Source organism: Geodermatophilus bullaregiensis, from assembly GCF_016907675.1.
Lineage (GTDB): Bacteria > Actinomycetota > Actinomycetes > Mycobacteriales > Geodermatophilaceae > Geodermatophilus > Geodermatophilus bullaregiensis.
Window position 1 is genome coordinate 4,174,939 of record NZ_JAFBCJ010000001.1, and the last position, 17,711, is coordinate 4,192,649.

General features: G+C 76.9%; 21 protein-coding genes. 15 read left to right on the forward strand and 6 right to left on the reverse strand.

Annotated features, from left to right (window positions below):
• Positions 1-40 precede the first annotated feature (40 nt).
• The 6 genes from JOD57_RS20025 (at position 41) to JOD57_RS27075 (ending at position 4,697) form a co-directional block, all read left to right on the forward strand.
• Positions 41-241, forward strand: a complete 201-nt coding sequence (locus JOD57_RS20025) for a MerR family transcriptional regulator (RefSeq protein ID WP_204693620.1) — start codon at positions 41-43, stop codon at positions 239-241.
• 17 nt (positions 242-258) lie between these two features.
• Positions 259-1,257, forward strand: a complete 999-nt coding sequence (locus JOD57_RS20030) for a beta-carotene 15,15'-dioxygenase, Brp/Blh family (protein ID WP_204693621.1) — start codon at positions 259-261, stop codon at positions 1,255-1,257.
• An 80-nt stretch (positions 1,258-1,337) separates the two neighbouring features.
• The gene (locus JOD57_RS20035; RefSeq protein WP_204693622.1) at positions 1,338-2,222 is read left to right on the forward strand and encodes an ABC transporter ATP-binding protein; all 885 of its coding nucleotides are present in this window, start codon (positions 1,338-1,340) and stop codon (positions 2,220-2,222) included.
• Positions 2,219-2,959 (forward strand): ABC transporter permease, encoded by a 741-nt coding sequence (locus tag JOD57_RS20040; protein ID WP_204693623.1) that lies wholly within the window; start codon positions 2,219-2,221, stop codon positions 2,957-2,959. The genes JOD57_RS20035 and JOD57_RS20040 overlap by 4 nt, the downstream gene beginning before the upstream one ends.
• A 20-nt stretch (positions 2,960-2,979) precedes the next feature.
• The gene (locus tag JOD57_RS20045) at positions 2,980-4,095 is read left to right on the forward strand and encodes a sensor histidine kinase (protein ID WP_204693624.1); all 1,116 of its coding nucleotides are present in this window, start codon (positions 2,980-2,982) and stop codon (positions 4,093-4,095) included.
• Complete coding sequence (locus tag JOD57_RS27075) at positions 4,092-4,697, forward strand: response regulator transcription factor (protein ID WP_204693625.1); 606 nt, start codon at positions 4,092-4,094, stop codon at positions 4,695-4,697. The genes JOD57_RS20045 and JOD57_RS27075 overlap by 4 nt, the downstream gene beginning before the upstream one ends.
• Positions 4,698-4,761: 64 nt before the next feature.
• Here JOD57_RS27075 and JOD57_RS20055 read toward each other — a convergent pair whose 3' ends face one another.
• Positions 4,762-5,244 (reverse strand): GNAT family N-acetyltransferase, encoded by a 483-nt coding sequence (locus tag JOD57_RS20055; RefSeq protein WP_307824809.1) that lies wholly within the window; start codon positions 5,242-5,244, stop codon positions 4,762-4,764.
• Positions 5,241-5,609 (reverse strand): type II toxin-antitoxin system VapB family antitoxin, encoded by a 369-nt coding sequence (locus tag JOD57_RS20060; RefSeq protein ID WP_443667590.1) that lies wholly within the window; start codon positions 5,607-5,609, stop codon positions 5,241-5,243. The genes JOD57_RS20055 and JOD57_RS20060 overlap by 4 nt, the downstream gene beginning before the upstream one ends.
• 217 nt (positions 5,610-5,826) lie before the next feature.
• Here JOD57_RS20060 and hrcA point away from each other — a divergent pair, with 217 nt between their 5' ends.
• The 3 genes from hrcA to JOD57_RS20075 are packed head-to-tail and all read left to right on the forward strand — an operon-like array spanning position 5,827 to position 8,772.
• Positions 5,827-6,849, forward strand: coding sequence for a heat-inducible transcriptional repressor HrcA (hrcA, locus tag JOD57_RS20065; protein WP_307824810.1), 1,023 nt, complete (start codon positions 5,827-5,829; stop codon positions 6,847-6,849).
• Between the two features lie 13 nt (positions 6,850-6,862).
• Entirely contained in the window at positions 6,863-8,008 is a 1,146-nt protein-coding gene (gene dnaJ, locus JOD57_RS20070; RefSeq protein ID WP_204693627.1) for a molecular chaperone DnaJ, read from the forward strand.
• The gene (locus JOD57_RS20075) at positions 8,005-8,772 is read left to right on the forward strand and encodes a 16S rRNA (uracil(1498)-N(3))-methyltransferase (protein WP_204693628.1); all 768 of its coding nucleotides are present in this window, start codon (positions 8,005-8,007) and stop codon (positions 8,770-8,772) included. Before dnaJ ends, JOD57_RS20075 begins: the two co-directional genes overlap by 4 nt.
• A 105-nt stretch (positions 8,773-8,877) precedes the next feature.
• On the opposite strand, the gene JOD57_RS20080 is transcribed toward JOD57_RS20075, so the two are convergent.
• The 3 genes from JOD57_RS20080 to JOD57_RS20090 form a co-directional block, all read right to left on the reverse strand.
• Complete coding sequence (locus tag JOD57_RS20080) at positions 8,878-10,494, reverse strand: PhnE/PtxC family ABC transporter permease (RefSeq protein WP_204693629.1); 1,617 nt, start codon at positions 10,492-10,494, stop codon at positions 8,878-8,880.
• Positions 10,491-11,168 (reverse strand): phosphonate ABC transporter ATP-binding protein, encoded by a 678-nt coding sequence (locus tag JOD57_RS20085; RefSeq protein WP_307824811.1) that lies wholly within the window; start codon positions 11,166-11,168, stop codon positions 10,491-10,493. The genes JOD57_RS20080 and JOD57_RS20085 overlap by 4 nt, the downstream gene beginning before the upstream one ends.
• A 62-nt stretch (positions 11,169-11,230) precedes the next feature.
• A complete protein-coding gene (locus JOD57_RS20090; RefSeq protein WP_307824812.1) occupies positions 11,231-12,157 on the reverse strand; it encodes a putative selenate ABC transporter substrate-binding protein in 927 nt (308 codons plus the stop codon).
• A gap of 229 nt (positions 12,158-12,386) precedes the next feature.
• On the opposite strand from JOD57_RS20090, the gene JOD57_RS20095 reads away from it, so the two are divergent.
• Positions 12,387-12,746 carry a histidine triad nucleotide-binding protein gene (locus tag JOD57_RS20095; RefSeq protein WP_307824813.1) on the forward strand — a complete coding sequence of 120 codons (360 nt, stop codon included), beginning with the start codon at positions 12,387-12,389 and terminating at the stop codon, positions 12,744-12,746.
• Positions 12,747-12,814: 68 nt separating this feature from the next.
• Here JOD57_RS20095 and JOD57_RS20100 read toward each other — a convergent pair whose 3' ends face one another.
• Positions 12,815-13,198, reverse strand: a complete 384-nt coding sequence (locus JOD57_RS20100; protein WP_204693631.1) for a hypothetical protein — start codon at positions 13,196-13,198, stop codon at positions 12,815-12,817.
• A gap of 92 nt (positions 13,199-13,290) precedes the next feature.
• Between JOD57_RS20100 and JOD57_RS20105 the strand changes: the two genes are divergently transcribed.
• The 5 genes from JOD57_RS20105 (at position 13,291) to JOD57_RS20125 (ending at position 17,681) form a co-directional block, all read left to right on the forward strand.
• Positions 13,291-14,115, forward strand: coding sequence for an enoyl-CoA hydratase/isomerase family protein (locus JOD57_RS20105; protein ID WP_204693632.1), 825 nt, complete (start codon positions 13,291-13,293; stop codon positions 14,113-14,115).
• A 117-nt stretch (positions 14,116-14,232) separates the two neighbouring features.
• Entirely contained in the window at positions 14,233-15,330 is a 1,098-nt protein-coding gene (locus tag JOD57_RS20110) for a PhoH family protein (RefSeq protein ID WP_204693633.1), read from the forward strand.
• Positions 15,331-15,335: 5 nt separating this feature from the next.
• Positions 15,336-15,839 carry an rRNA maturation RNase YbeY gene (gene ybeY, locus JOD57_RS20115; RefSeq protein WP_204693634.1) on the forward strand — a complete coding sequence of 168 codons (504 nt, stop codon included), beginning with the start codon at positions 15,336-15,338 and terminating at the stop codon, positions 15,837-15,839.
• Positions 15,840-15,849: 10 nt separating this feature from the next.
• Positions 15,850-17,187, forward strand: a complete 1,338-nt coding sequence (locus JOD57_RS20120) for a hemolysin family protein (RefSeq protein WP_204693635.1) — start codon at positions 15,850-15,852, stop codon at positions 17,185-17,187.
• A 161-nt stretch (positions 17,188-17,348) separates the two neighbouring features.
• Positions 17,349-17,681: a cytidine deaminase-like protein gene (locus JOD57_RS20125; protein WP_204693636.1), complete on the forward strand. Its 333-nt coding sequence runs from the start codon at positions 17,349-17,351 to the stop codon at positions 17,679-17,681.
• Positions 17,682-17,711: the final 30 nt, after the last annotated feature.

Here is a 17,711-nt window from a genome sequence, read left to right on the forward strand (position 1 = left end):
CGTGCAGGGCGGCCGCTCCGCCACGTGTGAGCATCTGCTGATGGAGCTGCTCTCGGTCGGCGAGGTGGCCGCCCGGCCCGGCGTCTCGTCCTCCGCGCTGCGGATGTGGGGGAGCCGGTACGGGCTGGTCGCCTCCGTCCGCTCGGCGGGCGGCCACCGCCGGTACACGCCAGAGGACGTCGCCCTGCTCCAGGCGGTGCACGAGGCCGCCACCCCCGGCCGCGACACCGTCGCGGTCTGACCGAGGCGGTGGTCGGCGTGACCGTGGCCCCGCGGACCACCGCCCCCGGCCGGGCGGCGACCCTCCCGGCCGGGGCTCCCGCCGCGCCCGCTCCACGGGCCCTGCGGGAGCTGCCGGTGCTGACCCGGCTGCCGGTGGCCGTCCTGACGGCGGTGCTCGCCCTGAGCCTGCTCGCACCAGGAGCGGTCGCCGCGGCCGCGGTGCCCGTGGCCGTCGCGGGCGCCGTCCTCGGCGTACCGCACGGTGCTGCGGACCACCTCGTCCCCTGGTGGTGGTCGGGCCGCCGGCGGGCCTCCCGCCGGCTCCTCGTGCTGGTCGTCGTCGCCTACGCGGCGGCGGCCGCGGTCGCCGCCGCGGCCCTGCTCCTCGCGTCGACCCCGGCACTCGCGGCGGCGCTGGTGCTCTCCGCGGTGCACTTCGGCCGCGGTGAGGTCGTCGCCTGGGCCGAGCGCGCCGGCCGCCCCGTCCCGGGTCCGGCGGCCGACCTGCTGCCGTGCGCAGCGCACGGGCTGGCCGTCGTCGGCCTGCTGCTGTGGCGGGACCCGGCCACCACCGATCCGTGGGTGCGGCCGCTGTCGGCCGGCATCGCCGACGCGGTGCTCGTCTCCCGCACCGCGGGGCTCGTCCTCGTCGCGGGATCGGTCGCCGCGGCGACGGCGTGGCTGCTCGCCCGGCACCGGGTGCACGACGCCGCGGAGCTCCTGCTGGTCGCCGCGGTCTTCGCCCTCGCACCGCCGCTGGCCGCGTTCGGCGCCTACTTCGGGCTCTGGCACGCCGTCCGGCACACGGGCCGGTTGCTCGACCTCGCCCGCGCGGCCGAGGGCGGACGGCGGTGGGGCCCGGCGGCGCGCCGGCTGGGCCGGGCCGCGGTCGTGCCGAGCGCCGTCGCGCTGGCGGCCGTCGCGGTGCTGTGGCGGCTGGGCGACGTGGCCGGCCTGCAGGCCCAGGTCAGCGTCCTGCTCGCGCTGACGTTCCCGCACGCCGCCGTGGTCTGGGCCCTCGACCGCCGGGGGTGACCCCGACCTGACGGATGTCAGGTCGGGAAGGCGACGTCCCGCACTACTGCGCGGAGCCTCACGCAGGCCAGGCTCGTGCCGTGCCTCCCGACGCGCTCGACGTCTCCGGCCTGACCGTCCGCCACGGCGAGGTCCTCGCCGTCGACGGCCTCGACCTGCGCATCGGCCGGGGCGAGACCGTCGCGCTGCTCGGCCCGAACGGGGCCGGCAAGTCCACCACCGTCAGCGCCGCCCTCGGGCTGCTCCGCCCCGCGGCCGGCACCGTGCGCGTGCTGGGTCGTGCCCCGGCCGACGCCGTCCGCGCCGGCGGGGTCGGCGCGATGCTGCAGCACGGCGGACTGCCCGGCGAGGCGCGCGTCGGCGAGGTGCTGCACCTGGTGCGGCGCAGCTACGCCGACCCGTGGCCGCTCGACGACCTGGTCGCCACCACCGGCACCGGTGGGCTGCTGGGCCGCGACGTCGAGGCGCTCTCGGGCGGCCAGCGGCAGCGGGTGCTGCTCGCGCTGGCGCTGGCCGGTCAGCCGCCGCTGCTGCTGCTGGACGAGCCCACCTCGGCCATGGACGTCGAGGGCCGCCGGGCCTTCTGGACGACCATGCGCGACCTGGCCGCCCGCGGCACCACCGTCGTCTTCGCCACCCACCACCTCGAGGAGGCCGACGCGGTCGCCGACCGGGTGGTGGTCATGGCCGGTGGCCGCCTGGTCGCCGACGGCCCCTCGGCCGGCATCCGGTCGGCCGTCGCCGGGCGCACCGTGCGCTTCTGCGCCCCCGACGGCGCGGCCTTCGACCGCGTGCCCGGCGTCAGCGGCGTCGACCGGACGGGCGGCACGGTCGCGCTGACCACCACCGACGTCGAGGCGACGCTGCGCGCGCTGCTCGCCGAGGGCGTCCCGCTGGCCGACCTCGAGGTCCGCGGCGCCAGCCTCGAGGACGCCGTCCTGTCCCTGGTGGGAGGCGCGCGGTGAGCCCGTTGTTCGTCTTCCAGCTGCGCCGGGTCGGCCGCAACCGGCAGTTCCTGTTCTTCACCGTGCTGCTGCCGGCGCTGTTCACGGTCTTCTTCACGAAGGTCTTCGCGGGCACGCCCGGCGGCGGCAGCCCGGAGCTGGCGGCGGCCACGATGGTCTCGATGATGGCCTACGGCGCCATCGGGGCGGCCCTGGGTGCCACCGTCCGGCTGTCCTTCGACCGGGCATCGGGCTGGCTGCGCCAGCTGCGGGTCACGCCCGTGCCGCAGACGTCGGTGGTCGCCGTCGACGTCGCGGTCGGGATGCTGCTGACCCTGCCGCCGCTGGTCGTCGTCGCGCTCACCGGCCGGTTCGTCAACGGCGTGCACCTGGCGGCCGGCGAGTGGGCCGCGCTGGTCGGCGTCCTGTGGCTCGGGTCGGCGGTCTTCGTCGCCCTCGGGCTGCTGCTGGGCTGGGCGCTGGAGACCAAGGCCGCCGGCGGCGCGATCGGCATCGTCGGCACCGTGCTGGCCGCCCTGGGTGGGCTGTGGGTGCCGGTCGAGCTGTTCCCCTCCGGCCTGCGGGCGGTCGCGCACGGCCTGCCGTCGTACTGGTACGCCGAGGCCGGCCGCGCCGCCGCGGGGGGACAGCCGCCGTCGGTGGCCGCCGTCGGGGCGCTGGTCGCCTTCGCCGCGGTGTTCGCCGCCCTGGCGGTCCTGGTGGCGCGGCGTCGTCCGCTGACCGCCGTCGCGGGCTGATGCAGCTACGGTCGGTCGCCGTGGGACCCCGCACCCGGTGGCAGCGCATCGGCTGGGCGCTGCCCTGGCTCCTGTTCCAGTTCTTCCCGGTCGCCGACCTGATCACCACCGACCGGCCGCTCGCCGTCCGGGTGGTGGCCGGCGCCGGCCTGCTCGTGTTCACCGTCGTCTACCTCGACGTGTTCCGCCGGGCCTTCGGCAGCGGCTGCTGGGGTCCCCCGGCGCTGTCCCGGCTGGCGCTCGTCGCGGTCCTCGCCGTCGTGCTCGCCGTCTGGCTGGGGCCGTCCTGGGCCGGGCTGATGATCTACGTGTCGGCGGCCTCGGCGGCGGCGCTCCCGCAGCGCTGGGTGTGGCCGGCGGTGGTCACGGCCGCCGCGGTGTGCGCCGCCGTGGTCGCGGCCGACGACGTGCTCGGCGACCTCTTCATCCTCCCGGTGATGTGCCTGCTCACCGCGTTCGGGCTGCGCGGCACCCGCCACCTCGTCGAGGTCAACAACGAGCTCGCCGAGGCGCGCGAGGAGCTGGCCCGCAACGCCGTCGCCGAGGAGCGGCTGCGCTTCGCCCGCGACCTGCACGACCTGCTCGGCCACAGCCTGTCGCTCATCGCGCTCAAGAGCGAGCTGGCCGGGCGGCTGGCCGAGGCCGACCCCGCCCGGGCGCGCACCGAGATGGCCGACGTGGAGGCCGTCGCCCGCCGCGCGCTGGCCGAGGTGCGGGACGCCGTCAGCGGCTACCGCCAGGTCAGCTGCGCCCAGGCGCTGGCCGAGGCCCGCTCGGCGCTGTCCGGCGCCGGCATCGCCGTCCGCCTGCCCGCCCGGGTGCCGGTGCTGCCCGGCCCGGTGGACGCCGCGCTGGGCTGGGTGGTCCGCGAGGCGACGACGAACGTGCTGCGGCACAGCGGCGCGCGCACGGTGACCGTCTCGCTCAGCGACGACGGCGCCGAGGCGGTGCTCACCGTGTCCGACGACGGCCGCGGCCCGGCCGGCGACACCGAGCCCGGCTCCGGTCTCACCGGCCTGGCCGAGCGGGTCGGTGCGCTGGGCGGCGCGCTCACCGGCGGCGCCGGCCGGGACGGCGGCTACGAGCTGCGCGCCGTCCTGCCCCTGGCGCCGGTGCCCGCAGGGGCCGCCCGGTGATCCGCGTGCTCGTGGCCGAGGACCAGTCGATGGTCCGCGGGGCGCTGCGGGCACTGCTGGAGCTGGAGGAGGACATCACCGTCGTCGCCGAGGTCGGCCGCGGCGACGAGGTGCTCGCCGCCGCCCGGGAGCACTCGCCCGACGTCGCGCTGCTCGACATCGAGATGCCGGGCGCGGACGGGCTCGAGGCCGCCCGCGAGCTGGCCGCCGAGCTGCCCGCCGTCCGCGCCGTCGTGCTCACCACGTTCGGCCGGCCGGGCTTCCTGCGCCGGGCCATGGAGGTCGGCGCGGCCGGCTTCCTGGTCAAGGACGCACCCGTCGCCGACCTCGCCCGGTCCATCCGCGCCGTCGTCGCCGGCGAGCGGGTCATCGACCGGGAGCTCGCCGCCGCGGCGCTGGCCATCGGGGCGACGCCGCTGTCGGCCCGCGAGGCCGACGTGCTGCGCGAGGCCGCCGACGGCGCGACCGTCGCCGACATCGCCCGCCGGCTGTTCCTCTCCGAGGGGACGGTGCGCAACTACCTGTCCTCGGCGATCGGCAAGACCGGCGCCCGCACCCGCGTCGAGGCCGCCCGCGTCGCCGCCGACAAGGGCTGGCTCTGACGAGGGACCCCGCTGCCCCCCACCCCTCGCTCCCCTGGGGGCGGGCCCCTGCAGCGCGGCCGACCTAGACCTCGAGCTTCATGCCCTCGTGCGAGGCGGTGAAGCCCAGCCGCTCGTAGAAGCGGTGCGCGTCGGGACGGCGCTTGTCGGTGGTCAGCTGGACCAGTGCGGCGCCGCGGCGGCGGGCCTCCTCGACCGTCCACCGCAGCAGCGCCGCGCCCAGGCCCCGCCCGCGGGCCGCGGCGGCCACCCGCACGCCCTCGACCTGGGCCCGCAGCGCGCCACGGCGGGACAGGCCCGGCACGAAGGACAGCTGCAGCGTGCCGACCACCGTGCCGCCGTCGTCGGCGACCACGAGCACGTGCGCCGGGTCGGCGTCGACGGCGGCGAAGGCGGCCTCGTAGGGCGCGAGGTCCGCGGCCTCGCGGGTCGCGCCCAGCGGGTCGTCGGCCAGCAGTGCCACGATCGTCGGCAGGTCCGCGGCGGTGGCCCGGCGGAGGACGACGCCGTCGGCCGGCCCGGTGAGCCGGGCCAGGGGTGCGGTCACGCGAGGCGGCCCGGGTCGGCCGGCATCAGCGCGTCGAGGTCCAGCACGCGGACGTGGATCACCGTGCGCTGCTGCAGGGCCGCCCGCAGCGCCCGGTGCAGGCCGTCCTCGAGGTACATCTCGCCGTGCCACTGGACGGCGTGCGGGAAGAGGTCGCCGTAGAAGGTCGAGTCCTCGGCCAGCAGGGTGTCCAGCGCGAGCTCGCGCTTGGTGGTGACCAGCGTGTCGAGGCGGATCTGGCGCGGGGGGATCATCGCCCAGTCCTTGGTGGACAGGCCGTGCTCGGGATAGGGCCGGCCGTCGTGGACCGCTTTGAAGACCAGGGACCCGACCTCCGTTCCGTTCCGACCGCCCCGTTCCGGCACCGCCGCGGGTCACCCTATCGGCCGTCCCGCCGGCTCGGCGTCGCCCCCCGCGGGGGAGGACGGTGCGCGCTCCGAGACGCGAGCGCCCGCCGGTCGTATGCTGGGCTGGCACTCGATCCGTGCGAGTGCCAGCCCGCCGGCGAGCCCGGTGCGCGCGGGCAGCGCCCGCTCGGGGCCGCCCGCACGGGCACGTCGACCGGTACGGGGAGGTGTCACCGTGGCGCACGACGAGCGCCGTCTGCAGGTCCTGCGGGCGATCGTGCAGGACTACGTCTCCACCAACGACCCGGTGGGCAGCAAGGCCCTCGCCGAGCGGCACGACCTCGGCGTCTCGCCGGCCACCATCCGCAACGACATGGCCGTCCTCGAGGAGCAGGGCTACATCACCCAGCCGCACACCAGCGCCGGCCGGGTGCCCACCGACAAGGGCTACCGCCTGTTCGTCGACCGGCTCTCGGCGGTCAAGCCGCTGTCGGCCGCCGAGCGCAAGGCGGTCGAGCGCTTCCTCGACGGCGCCGTCGACCTGCACGACGTCCTGGGCCGCACGGTGCGCCTGCTGGCCCAGCTCACCCACCAGGTCGCCGTCGTCCAGTACCCGACGCTCGCGCGCAGCGCCGTCCGCCACCTCGAGGTCGTCCAGCTGACCGCCTCCCGGCTGCTGCTGGTGCTCATCACCGACACCGGCCGGGTGGAGCAGCGGGTCGTCGAGTGCCCCGTCGACGTCGCCCGCGACGACGTCGCCGACCTGCGCGCCCTGCTCAACTCCGCCTTCGGCGGCGCGCGGCTGGGCGACGCCGGCGGCAAGGTGCCCGACCTGGTCGACACCGCGCCGCCGCACCTGCGCGGGCTGGTCGCCGCGATGAGCGCCGCGCTGGTCGAGACGCTGGTCGAGCCGGGCGAGGACCGCCTGGTCGTCGGCGGGACGGCGAACCTGGCCCGCACCGCCGTCGACTTCCCGGGCAGCCTCCGCCCGCTGCTCGAGGCGCTCGAGGAGCAGGTCGTCGTCCTCAAGCTGATCAGCGAGGTCGACGCCGGCGGGACGGTGCTCGTGCGCATCGGCGAGGAGAACGCCCACGAGGCACTGGCCGGTGCATCGGTCGTGTCCGTGGGGTACGGAACCGGAGACCGGGCACTGGGGGGACTGGGCATCGTCGGCCCGACCCGCATGGACTACCCGGGGAACATGGCCGCGGTCCGCGCCGTGGCCCGCTACGTCGGCCAGCTGCTGGCCGAGAGCTGAGGTCTGCGACTCCATGGCAACCGACTACTACGGCGTCCTCGGGCTGTCCCGGGGCGCGTCCGACGCCGACATCAAGAAGGCCTACCGGCGGCTGGCGCGCGACCTGCACCCCGACGTCAACCCCGACCCCGAGGCCAAGGAGCGCTTCCAGGAGGTCAGCCGCGCGTACCAGGCGCTGACCGACCCGGACAAGCGCCGCATCGTCGACCTCGGCGGCGACCCGTTCGACACCGGCCCCGGCGCCGGTGGCGGCTCGCCGTTCGGTCAGGCCGGCTTCGGCGGGCTCGGCGACATCATGGACGCCTTCTTCGGCGGCGCCGGCGGGATGGGCGGCCGCGGGCCCCGCAGCCGGGTGCGGGAGGGGGACGACGCCCTCATCCGCATCGAGCTCGACCTCGAGCAGACGGTGTTCGGGACGACGGAGGAGATCACCGTCGACACCGCCGTCCTGTGCGGCACGTGCAGCGGCGCCGGCACCGCGCCGGGCACCTATCCGGTCACCTGCACCACCTGCTCCGGGCGGGGCGAGGTGCAGAGCGTGCAGCGGTCCTTCCTCGGCCAGGTCGTGTCGACCCGGCCCTGTCCCAGCTGCGCGGGCACCGGCCAGGTCATCCCCGACCCGTGCCCCGAGTGCGGCAGCGAGGGCCGCGTGCGCGCCCGCCGGACCATCCCGGTGAAGGTGCCCGCGGGCGTCGAGGACGGCATGCGCATCCGGCTCACCGGCCGCGGCGAGGTGGGCCCCGGCGGCGGGCCGGCCGGCGACCTCTACGTGGAGATCCGCGAGCGCCCGCACGACGTGTTCACCCGCGACGGCGAGGACCTGCACTGCCGGGTCACCCTGCCGATGACCGCCGCCGCGCTCGGCACCACGCTGCCGCTGACGCTCCTCGACGGCGAGGACACCGACGTCGACGTCCGCCCGGGCACCCAGCCGGGCACCGTGCTCACGCTGCGCGGGAAGGGCGCGCCCCGGCTGCGCGCCACCGGCCGGGGCAACCTGCTGGTGCACGTCGACGTGCAGACGCCGACCCGGCTCGACGCCGAGCAGGAGAAGCTGCTGCGCGAGCTGGCGGTGCTGCGCGGCGAGGACCGTCCCGCGTCGGCGGCCGGGGAGACCCCCGGCGGGCTGTTCGCGCGGGTCCGGAACCCGTTCAAGTGAGCGTCCCGGCCTCCGACGACGCCCGCCCCGCCCTCGACGGCGCCCCGCTCTTCCTGCTCGACGAGCTGCCGGAGGCACCCGAGGTCCTGGTCGACGGCGCCGAGGGCCGGCACGCCGTCGACGTCCTGCGGCTGACCGCCGGTGAGCCGGTGCGCGTCGGCGACGGCCGCGGCACCGTGGCCGAGGGCACGGTGCTCGACGCCGGCCCCGCCGGCCTGCGGGTCCAGGTGGCGGCCCGCTACGACGTGCCGCCGGCCGAGCCGGAGCTGTGGCTGGTGCAGGCGCTGCCCAAGGGCGACCGCGGGCCGCTCGCCGTCGAGCTGGCCACCGAGCTCGGCGTCGACCGGATCGTCCCGTGGGCGGCCTCGCGCTGCGTCACCCGCTGGCGCGAGGACCGCGTCGAGAAGGGCCTGGCGAGGTGGCGGGCGGCGGCACGGGCGGCGAGCAAGCAGTCGCGCCGGCCGCGGGTGCCCGAGGTCGCCGAGCTGATGACCACCCGCCAGGTGTGCGGCGAGCTCGGCGACGTCGACCTGGCCCTGGTGCTGCACGAGCAGGCCCGCCGTCCGCTGACCGGCGTCGAGGTGCCGTCGAGCGGGACGGTCGCCGTCGTCGTCGGCCCCGAGGGCGGGCTCACCGACGGCGAGGTGGTCGCGCTGCGCGCCGCGGGCGCCCAGGTCGTGCGGCTCGGCCCGGAGGTGCTGCGGACCTCCACCGCGGGCGCCGCCGCCCTGGCCGCGCTGTCGGTCCCCACCCGCTGGCGGTAGCGGTCCCGGCGCGGTGATCAGGTGACCTGGTCGTCGCGCGTCCTCCCTGACGGTGGGCGGTGGGGGAGGAGGCCCTGCGGTGCGGGAGGACGTGTCCGGACCGGCTCACCGCAGGGTGCGGCGGGCGCGGTCGCCGACCAGGTCGACGGCGAGGGTCAGCACCACCGTGGCGACGAGCACCGTGGCCACCGCGGGCCAGTCGAAGGCCGCCAGCTCCGAGGCCAACAGCGCCCCGAGCCCGCCGGCGCCGAGCAGGCCGACCAGCAGCGTGTCGCGGACGGCGACCTCCCACCGGTACAGCGCGAAGGCCAGCACCGCCCCGGCCGCCGCAGGCGCCACCCCGTAGAGCCACCCGCTCGCCGGGCGGGCGCCGAGCGCGGTCAGCGCCGCCCGCGGCCGCGGGTCGGCCTCCTCGACCGCCTCGGCGGCCAGCCGTCCCAGCACCCCGAGCGTGTAGACACCGAGCGCCAGCGCACCGGGCAGCACGCCGGGCAGCAGCACGAACAGCAGGACCAGCGCCCACACCGGCGGCGGCACCGCACGCAGCAGCAGCAGCGCGGCCCGCACGACCAGCCCGGCCGCCCGTCGCCCGGGGCCGACCCGCCCCGGCGGGTGGGCGGCGATCCCGGCGAGCAGCACCGCGCCGACCGTGGCGACCGCGACGGCCAGCACCGACATCCGCACCGTGACCACCGCCTGGCGCCCGACCTCGGCCAGCAGGTCGCCGTCGGTCGCGGGCGGCCAGGCGGCGCCGAGCACGTAGCCCACCTGCCCCCGCGTCCGCCCGGACAGCAGCGACGCCGGCGCGAGGGCCAGGTACCACCACGACCAGGCGACGGCGGCGACCGTGCCCAGCACCGCCGCGGTCAGCAACCGGTCGCGGGAGAGCGCCCCGGCCCGCCGCCGCGGCGCGGCCACCCGGTGGCGCACCGCCCGGCCGGCGACGTCGGCGGCCAGGCACAGCAGCGCCAGCGCGTACACCGCGCTCCACACCTGCGGCCAGCGCAGCGACGTGAACGACAGCGCCAGCTGGTAGCCCAGCCCGCCCGCGCCGACCATCCCCAGCACCACGGCCGACCGGACGGCGCACTCCAGCCGGTAGAACGCGTAGGACAGCAGCCCGCCGGACGCCTGCGGCAGCAGCCCGTACAGCGCGGCGGCCACCCGGCCCGACCCGGCGGCCAGCAGCGCCGCGTACGGCCCGCGCGGCACCTCGTCGAGCAGGTCGGCGAACACCTTCGCCGTCACCGCGCCGTAGGGCAGGCCGATCGCCAGGACGCCCACCCAGGGGTCCAGTCCCAGCACGTTGACCAGCAGCAGGCCCCACACCGCCTCGTGCAGCCCGCGGGGGACGGCGAGCACGCCGCGGGCCGCCGTCCAGCCCAGCCGGCGCCGTCCCCAGGTGGTGCGCGCGACGAGCACCGCGCCCAACGCCCCGAGCAGCAGGGCCAGCGCGGCGCCGAGGACGGCGTAGGCGACGGTGACCAGCGCCGCGGTGGCGAGCACGCCGAGGAAGGCGCCGTCGACCGCGGGGGAGAGGGCGGCCGCGGCGAACCGGCCGAACTGTCCGACGCCGGCCGGGTTGAGCACGTCCCCGTCGACGGCGCCGGCCAGCGACCACCCGACGGCGACCAGCGCGGCCAGCCCCCACGCCCATCGCCGACGGTCCCGCCGCAGCCGGGGGACCGCCGGCGCCGGGGCCCGGTCGAGGACCGCCGTCACGCCGCGGTCCCGTAGAAGGCGGCGAGGTCGGCGGCCGACAGCGAAGCGGCCGGGGCGTCGAGTGCCACCCGGCCGGCGGCCAGCCCCACCACCCGGTCGCAGTGCCGCAGCGCCAGCGCCGGGTCGTGCAGCGCGGCGACCAGGGCGCCACCCCGGCCCGCCGGCCCGGTCAGCAGCTCGAGCACCCGGTCGGTGAGCACCGGGTCGAGCGCGGACGCCGGCTCGTCGGCCAGCACGAGGTCGGGCCGCTGCACCAGCAGCCGGGCCACGGCCACCCGCTGGCGCTGCCCGCCCGACAGCGCGTCGGTGCGGTCGAACACCCGGTCGGCCAGCTCCACCCGCTCCAGCGCGGCCACCACCTCGGGCACGCCCTGCGGCCGCAGCAGCGACCACGCCGCCCGCGCCGCCGGCCACGTGCCGAGCCGCCCGGCGTTGACCTCGTGCACCACCCGCAGCGGGCCGGCCAGCTCCAGGTGCTGGTGCACCGTGCCCACCCGCGCGCGCAGCCGGCGCAGCGCGGCCCCGCGCAGCGCGGCCGGGTCCTGCCCCAGCACCTGCACCGACCCGGCCGACGGCGGCACCGCGCCGTTGGCCACCCCCAGCAGCGTCGACTTCCCGGCGCCCGACGCCCCGACGACGGCCACCCGCTCGCCGGGACCGACGGTCAGGTCCACGGAGTCGAGCGCGGTCGCCGTCCCGAAGCGGACGGTGACGCCGGTCAGCCGCAGGACGGCGCTCAGGTGACCAGTCCCAGGCTGCGGCCGATCTCCTCGATCCGGTCGTAGTCGGCGGCCGCGGCCGGCACGAAGGAGCCGGCGCCGAACAGGTCGAGCACCGCCGCGTCGCCGGGGTCGTCGGCGCGCAGCCCGGTGAAGTACGCGCGCAACGGGTCGGCGAGGTCGGCGGCCTGCGGGCCGAGCAGCCAGTGGTAGTCGGGGTAGCCCGGCGTCCGGGCGTAGCGGACGACGGCGGGGTCGACGGCGCCCTCCTGCGACCGGGAGCTCCACACCTGCTCGTTGAGCACGCCGGCCTGGTAGCTGCCCGAGGCGACCAGCTGCAGTGTGGCGTCGTGCGAGCCGGAGAAGCCGGGGCCGCCGGGGAAGCCCTGCGGGTCGACGCCGGCCTGCTGGAGGAACCACGCGGGCATCAGCCGGCCCGACGTGGAGGTCTCGCTGCCGTAGGTGAACCGCAGCGGTGCCAGCGGGCGCAGGTCGTCCGACGGCGCGAGCCCGGTGGAGGCGTGGACGACGAACACCGAGTGGAAGTCCGCGTCGATGTCGCGCTGCGCGATCGGCTGCGCGCCCGGCGTCTGCAGCCGGGCCTGTACGCCGGTGAGCCCGCCGAACCAGACGAGGTCGAGGTCGCCGGTGCGGAAGAGGGAGACGGCGGCGCCGTAGTCGGTGACCGGCGTGTAGACGACGTCGAGGTCGAGCGCCGCGGACACGGCGTCGGCGACGGTGCCGTGGAGGCGCTGCAGGACCTCCGGGTCCTGGTCGGGGATGGCCCCGATGGTCAGCGTCCGGGCGGGCGTGGCGGAGGTGACGGGGGACGAGCGGCCGCAGGCCGCCGTGGCGAGGGCGAGCGCGGTGCCGGCGAGGAACGCGCGGCGGGAGGGGGACGGGATCTCGGGGCTCCCCGACCGGAGAGCGCGACGGGAGCCCACTACGTCCTGCAGCGGGGGACGGGCACGGGACACCTCCAGGGCGACGGGTCGGGTGCCGCCCATCCTGGCGCGGGTGGCCCCATGGTGCTGGAGCGGCCCCGCGCAGGGGCCCGCGCCGAGCGGAGCGAGGTGTAGGGGGCCGGTGCCGTGCTGGGGCGGCCCCCGCGCAGGGGCCCGCGCCGAGCGGAGCGAGGTGTGGGGGGCGAGGGGGTCCTTCTAGGGTCGGCCCGTGAGCGACTGCCTGTTCTGCCGCATGGTGGCCGGTGAGATCCCGGCCGACGTGGTGCACGAGACCGACCGGACGCTGGCCTTCCGCGACATCAACCCCCAGGCCCCGACGCACGTCCTGGTGATCCCCAAGGACCACCACCCGACCGTGGCCGCCGTGGCGCAGGCCGACCCCGACCTGCTGGGCGCCGTGGTCCGGGCCGCCGCGGCGGTGGCCGTGCAGGAGGGGCTGGCCACCGAGGACGGTGTCGAGCCCGGCTACCGGGTGGTCACGAACACCGGACCAGCGGCGGGGCAGACGGTGCACCACCTGCACCTGCACGTCCTGGGTGGCCGCCCCATGACCTGGCCGCCGGGCTGACCTCGGGCAGCGTCACCGCCGCCGGCGGGCCGGCCGTCACACCAGGGGGACCAGCGGCGCGCCGATCGTCACGGTGAACCCGGGGACGGGGTCGCCCCCTGAGACCAGGGCCGCGGGGTGTCCACGACGAGGACCGTCCCGGCCACCACGCCGGCGAAGGGGCGCCCCTCGCCGTGCGACCGCGCCAGCACGGCACGGACGGCCGGCTCGACCTCGGGGGTCGGGAACGGCAGGTGCTCGGTGGCCCAGCGGCCGGCCGCGGGGTCCTCCGGGAGGTCGAACGTGACCTCGGCGATCCGGTCGCCCGCCGTCCGGAGGTGCAGGGTCTGGTCGTCGGACGGGCGGTGGCAGCTGTCGCCGCACCGGAAGCCGAGCTCGGCGAGGGCGGGGACGGCGTCGGCCGGCAGCAGCGCCACCGCGGCGCGCAGGTGGGACGCCCCGGGCAGCCTCATCGCCGGGGATCGCGACGTACCGGTACCACCGGGGCGGGGAGATCCGGTCCGACCCCTCGCGGTCGTGTCGCCCGGGCTGCCAGGCTGCGGGCATGACCGACGGCAGCGCTGCCCCCGTCCGGATCGAGCGGGACGGCGACGTCGCCGTCGTCGTCCTCGAGGCCCCGCCGCTGAACCTGTTCGACGAGCCGGTGTTCGCCGGCTTCGAGCAGGCGGCCGCCGAGCTTGTTGCGCTCACCGCGCCCGGCCGGCCCGACCGGGCCCGCGCGGTGCTGGTCGAGGCCCGCGGCAGGGTGGTGTCCGGCGGCGTGGACGTCACCGCCTTCCGGGAGATCGCCGAGGGCCCGGACCCGGGGCAGCGGGGCGCGGCGCTGTGGGCCCGGCTGCTGCGGATCGCGCAGACGATCGAGGACCTGCCGGTCCCCACCGTCTTCGCCGCGCACGGCCTCACGCTGACCGCCGCCTTCGAGATCTCGCTGGCCTGCGACGTCCTGCTCGCCGCCGAGCGCGCCTCGTTCGGGCTGGTGGAGATCGTCGTCGGGCTCACCCCGTCGATGGGCGGGCCGCAGCGGCTGGTCGAGCGCGCCGGCCCGGCCCGCGCCAAGGAGCTGATCTTCACCGGCGAGCGCTACCCGGCCGCGGTCCTGGAGCGGTGGGACGTCGTCAACCGGGTGCTGCCCGACGAGGGCTTCGCCGAGGCCGCCCGCGACTACGCCCGCCGGGTCGCGGCCGGGCCGACGCTGGCGCACGCGGCCACCAAGCGGCTGGTCACCACCGCCGTCCGGCACGGGGTGCGGGCCGCCGACGAGATCACCCCGCAGGTCTCCGGCCCGCTGTTCGCCACCGCCGACCTGCGCGGCGCGGTGGCCTCCTTCCTGGACGACGGGCCGGGCAAGGCCACCTACAGCGGGAGGTGAGGACCCCCGTGAGGGCGGGTCCTGCCCCGCGGGCCCGGGTAGACTCGACGGGTCAGTACCCCCGTGCCAGGAAGGCAGGGTCGAGGGCACTTGCCCGATACCTCCCCGAACGTCCCCGTGCCCGGCGCCCCCTCGTCGCGTGAGGCCTCCGCCCAGGCCGCCGCAGCCGACAGCGCGCTCGCGGACACCGCCCCCGCCGCGGTCCGCACGACGATCACCGTCCCCGACTCCGTGTCGATGGTCGCCCTGCTCGGCTCCGGCGACGAGCTGCTCCGGCTGGTGGAGGGCGAGCTCACCGCCGACGTCCACGTCCGCGGCAACGAGATCGCCGTGACCGGGCAGCCGGCCGACAACGCGTTCGCCGTCCGGGTGTTCGACGAGCTCATCGCCCTGCTCGGCACCGGCCAGGCGCTGCGGCCGGACTCGGTGCGCCGGGTCATCGGCATGCTGCGCAGCGGCGGCTCCGAGCGCCCGGCCGACGTCCTCAGCCTGGACATCCTCAGCCGCCGGGGCCGCACCATCCGGCCCAAGACGCTGAACCAGAAGCGCTACGTCGACGCCATCGACGCGCACACGATCGTCTTCGGCATCGGCCCGGCCGGCACCGGCAAGACCTACCTGGCCATGGCCAAGGCCGTGCAGGCGCTGCAGGCCAAGCAGGTCAACCGGATCATCCTCACCCGGCCCGCGGTCGAGGCCGGGGAGCGCCTGGGCTACCTGCCCGGCACGCTGAGCGAGAAGATCGACCCGTACCTGCGGCCGCTCTACGACGCGCTGCACGACATGGTCGACCCCGAGTCGATCCCGCGGCTCATGCAGTCGGGGACGATCGAGGTCGCGCCGCTGGCCTACATGCGCGGCAGGACGCTGAACGACGCGTTCGTCATCCTGGACGAGGCGCAGAACACCACCGCCGAGCAGATGAAGATGTTCCTCACCCGCCTCGGCTTCGGCTCCAAGATCGTCGTCACCGGCGACGTCACCCAGGTCGACCTGCCCGGCGGCGCGCAGAGCGGCCTGAAGATCGTCCGGGAGATCCTCGACGGCATCGAGGACGTGCACTTCGCCAACCTGACCAGCTCCGACGTCGTGCGGCACCGGCTGGTCGGCGACATCGTCGACGCCTACGAGCGCTGGGACGCCGGCCAGCAGCAGGGCGCCGGGCGCCCCTCCGCGCCGCCCCGCACCGCCCGGCCGCGCCGGCAGGGGAGCTGAGCGGCGTGCCCGTCGAGGTGGCCAACGAGTCCGAGATCGCCGTCGACGAGGCGGAGCTGACCGGCGTCTGCCGCTACGTGCTCACCGAGCTGGGCGTCAACCCGATGGCCGAGCTGTCGGTGCTGTGCGTCGACCCCGACTACATGGGCGTGCTGCACGAGCGCTGGATGGGGGAGAAGGGCCCGACCGACGTCCTGGCCTTCCCCATGGACGAGCTCGACACCGCCCGGCCCGACGACCCCGATCCCGGTCCCGCGCTGCTCGGCGACGTCGTGCTGTGCCCGTCGGTGGCCGTCCGGCAGGCCCGCGCGGCCGGCCACTCGATGGACGACGAGCTGCTGCTGCTGGCCACCCACGGCGTGCTGCACCTGCTCGGCTACGACCACATGGAGCCGGAGGAGGAGCGGGAGATGTTCGGCCTGCAGACCCGCCTGCTCGAGGGCTGGCGCGCGGCGCCGCGGGAGCCGGTCACCGGGGAGCCGGCCGAACGGGGCAGCGGCCCGACGTGAGCGGGTCGCGATGAACACCGCCGCGGTCACGCTGCTGGTCGTCGCGATCGCCCTGGTGCCGCTGGCCGGCCTGTTCGGCGCCATGGACGCCGCCCTCCAGCGGGTGTCCAGGGCCCGGGTCGAGGAGCTGCGCCGCGCGGGCGTGCGGCGGGCGGCCACCCTCGAGCAGGTCGTCGACGAGCGCGCCCGGCACGTGGCGCTGCTGCTGCTCCTGCGCATCGGTTGCGAGATGGTCGCGGCGGTCCTGCTCGCCGTCGTCCTCGCCGGGCTGTGGGGCGTCGGCTGGCAGACCGCGCTCACCGCCGCCGCCGTGATGACCGTCGTCAGCTACGTGCTGGTCGGCGTCGGCCCGCGGACGCTGGGCCGCCAGCACGCCTACCCGACCGCGCTGGCCACCGCCGGGCTGGTGCGGCTGCTCGGCCGGGTGCTCGGCCCGGTGGCCACGCTGCTCATCCTGGTCGGCAACGCGATCACCCCCGGCCGCGGCTTCCGCGACGGCCCGTTCGCCACCGAGGTCGAGCTGCGCGAGCTCGTCGACCTCGCCGAGGAGCGCGGCGTCGTCGAGTCCGGTGAGCGGCAGATGATCCACTCGGTGTTCGAGCTGGGCGACACCATCGCCCGCGAGGTCATGGTGCCGCGCACCGACGTCGTCTGGATCGAGCGCACCAAGACCCTCCGGCAGGCCCTGGCGCTGGCCCTGCGCAGCGGGTTCAGCCGCATCCCGGTGATCGGCGAGAACGTCGACGACGTCGTGGGCGTCGTCTACCTCAAGGACCTCGTCCGCCGGTCGCAGAACCTCGGCGAGAGCCGCGGCCCGCGGGTCGAGGAGCTCATGCGCCCGCCGGCGTTCGTGCCGGAGTCCAAGCCGGTCGACGAGCTGCTGCGCGACATGCAGGCCCGCCGCACCCACATCGCGATCGTGGTCGACGAGTACGGCGGCTTCGCCGGGCTGGTCACCATCGAGGACATCCTCGAGGAGATCGTCGGCGAGATCGCCGACGAGCACGACGCCGTGCAGCGCCCGCCGGTCGAGCACCTCGACGACGGGTCGGTGCGGATCACCGCCCGGCTGCCGGTCGAGGACCTCGCCGAGCTCTTCGACGTCGAGCTGCCCCGCGACGACGACGTCGAGACCGTCGGCGGGCTGCTCGCCCGCGAGCTGGGCCTGGTGCCGATCGAGGGCTCGCAGGCCGAGGTCGCGGGGCTGCGGCTGGTGGCCGAGAGCACCGGCGGACGGCGCAACCGCATCGACACCATCCTGGTCTGCCGGGTGCCGGTGCCCTCCGACGACGCCGAGCACCAGTCGGGGGCCACCCGCGCGGACGTCACCGCCGGCGTCGAGGGCTGACGGTGCGGACCGACGTGGACGGCTGAGGAGGGACCCTTCCGCCCCCCACCGCGGAAGGGCCCCATCCCCCTCACCCCTCGCACGCTCGGGACGAGCCTCCGGACGGGGCCGGCGCCGGGCCCCTGCGGGAGGGCCGGAACCACCGGTAGGACACTCGTCCCGTGCCCGACCTGCAGCCCGAGGACGCCAAGCTCGTCACCCTCGCCCGCTCCGCGCGCGGCCGCACCGGCGCGCCGGAGGGCGCCGCCGTGCGGGACACCGACGGGCGCACCTACGTCGCCGCGAGCGTCGCGCTGCCCTCGCTGACGCTGTCGGCGCTGCAGGCCGCGGTGGCCGCCGCCGTGTCGAGCGGGGTGGAGGGCCTGGAGGCCGCCGCGGTCGTGTCCGACGCCGACGCCGTGGAGGAGGCCGGGCTGGCCGCCGTCCACGACCTGACGCCGTCCGCGCCCGTCCACCTCGCCGGCCCCGACGGCGCGGTCCGCACCACCGCCTGAAGCCCCCACCTGATCATCGCCGCCCTCCGC

Excerpts from the sequence above, each read along its gene's own strand:
- JOD57_RS20105 (WP_204693632.1), top strand. The coding sequence starts at position 13,291 with ATGACCGACGGCAGCGCTGCCCCCGTCCGGATCGAGCGGGACGGCGAC.
- JOD57_RS20025 (WP_204693620.1), top strand. The coding sequence starts at position 41 with ATGGAGCTGCTCTCGGTCGGCGAGGTGGCCGCCCGGCCCGGCGTCTCG.
- dnaJ (WP_204693627.1), top strand. The coding sequence starts at position 6,863 with ATGGCAACCGACTACTACGGCGTCCTCGGGCTGTCCCGGGGCGCGTCC.
- JOD57_RS20100 (WP_204693631.1), bottom strand. The coding sequence starts at position 13,198 with ATGAGGCTGCCCGGGGCGTCCCACCTGCGCGCCGCGGTGGCGCTGCTG.
- JOD57_RS20120 (WP_204693635.1), top strand. The coding sequence starts at position 15,850 with ATGAACACCGCCGCGGTCACGCTGCTGGTCGTCGCGATCGCCCTGGTG.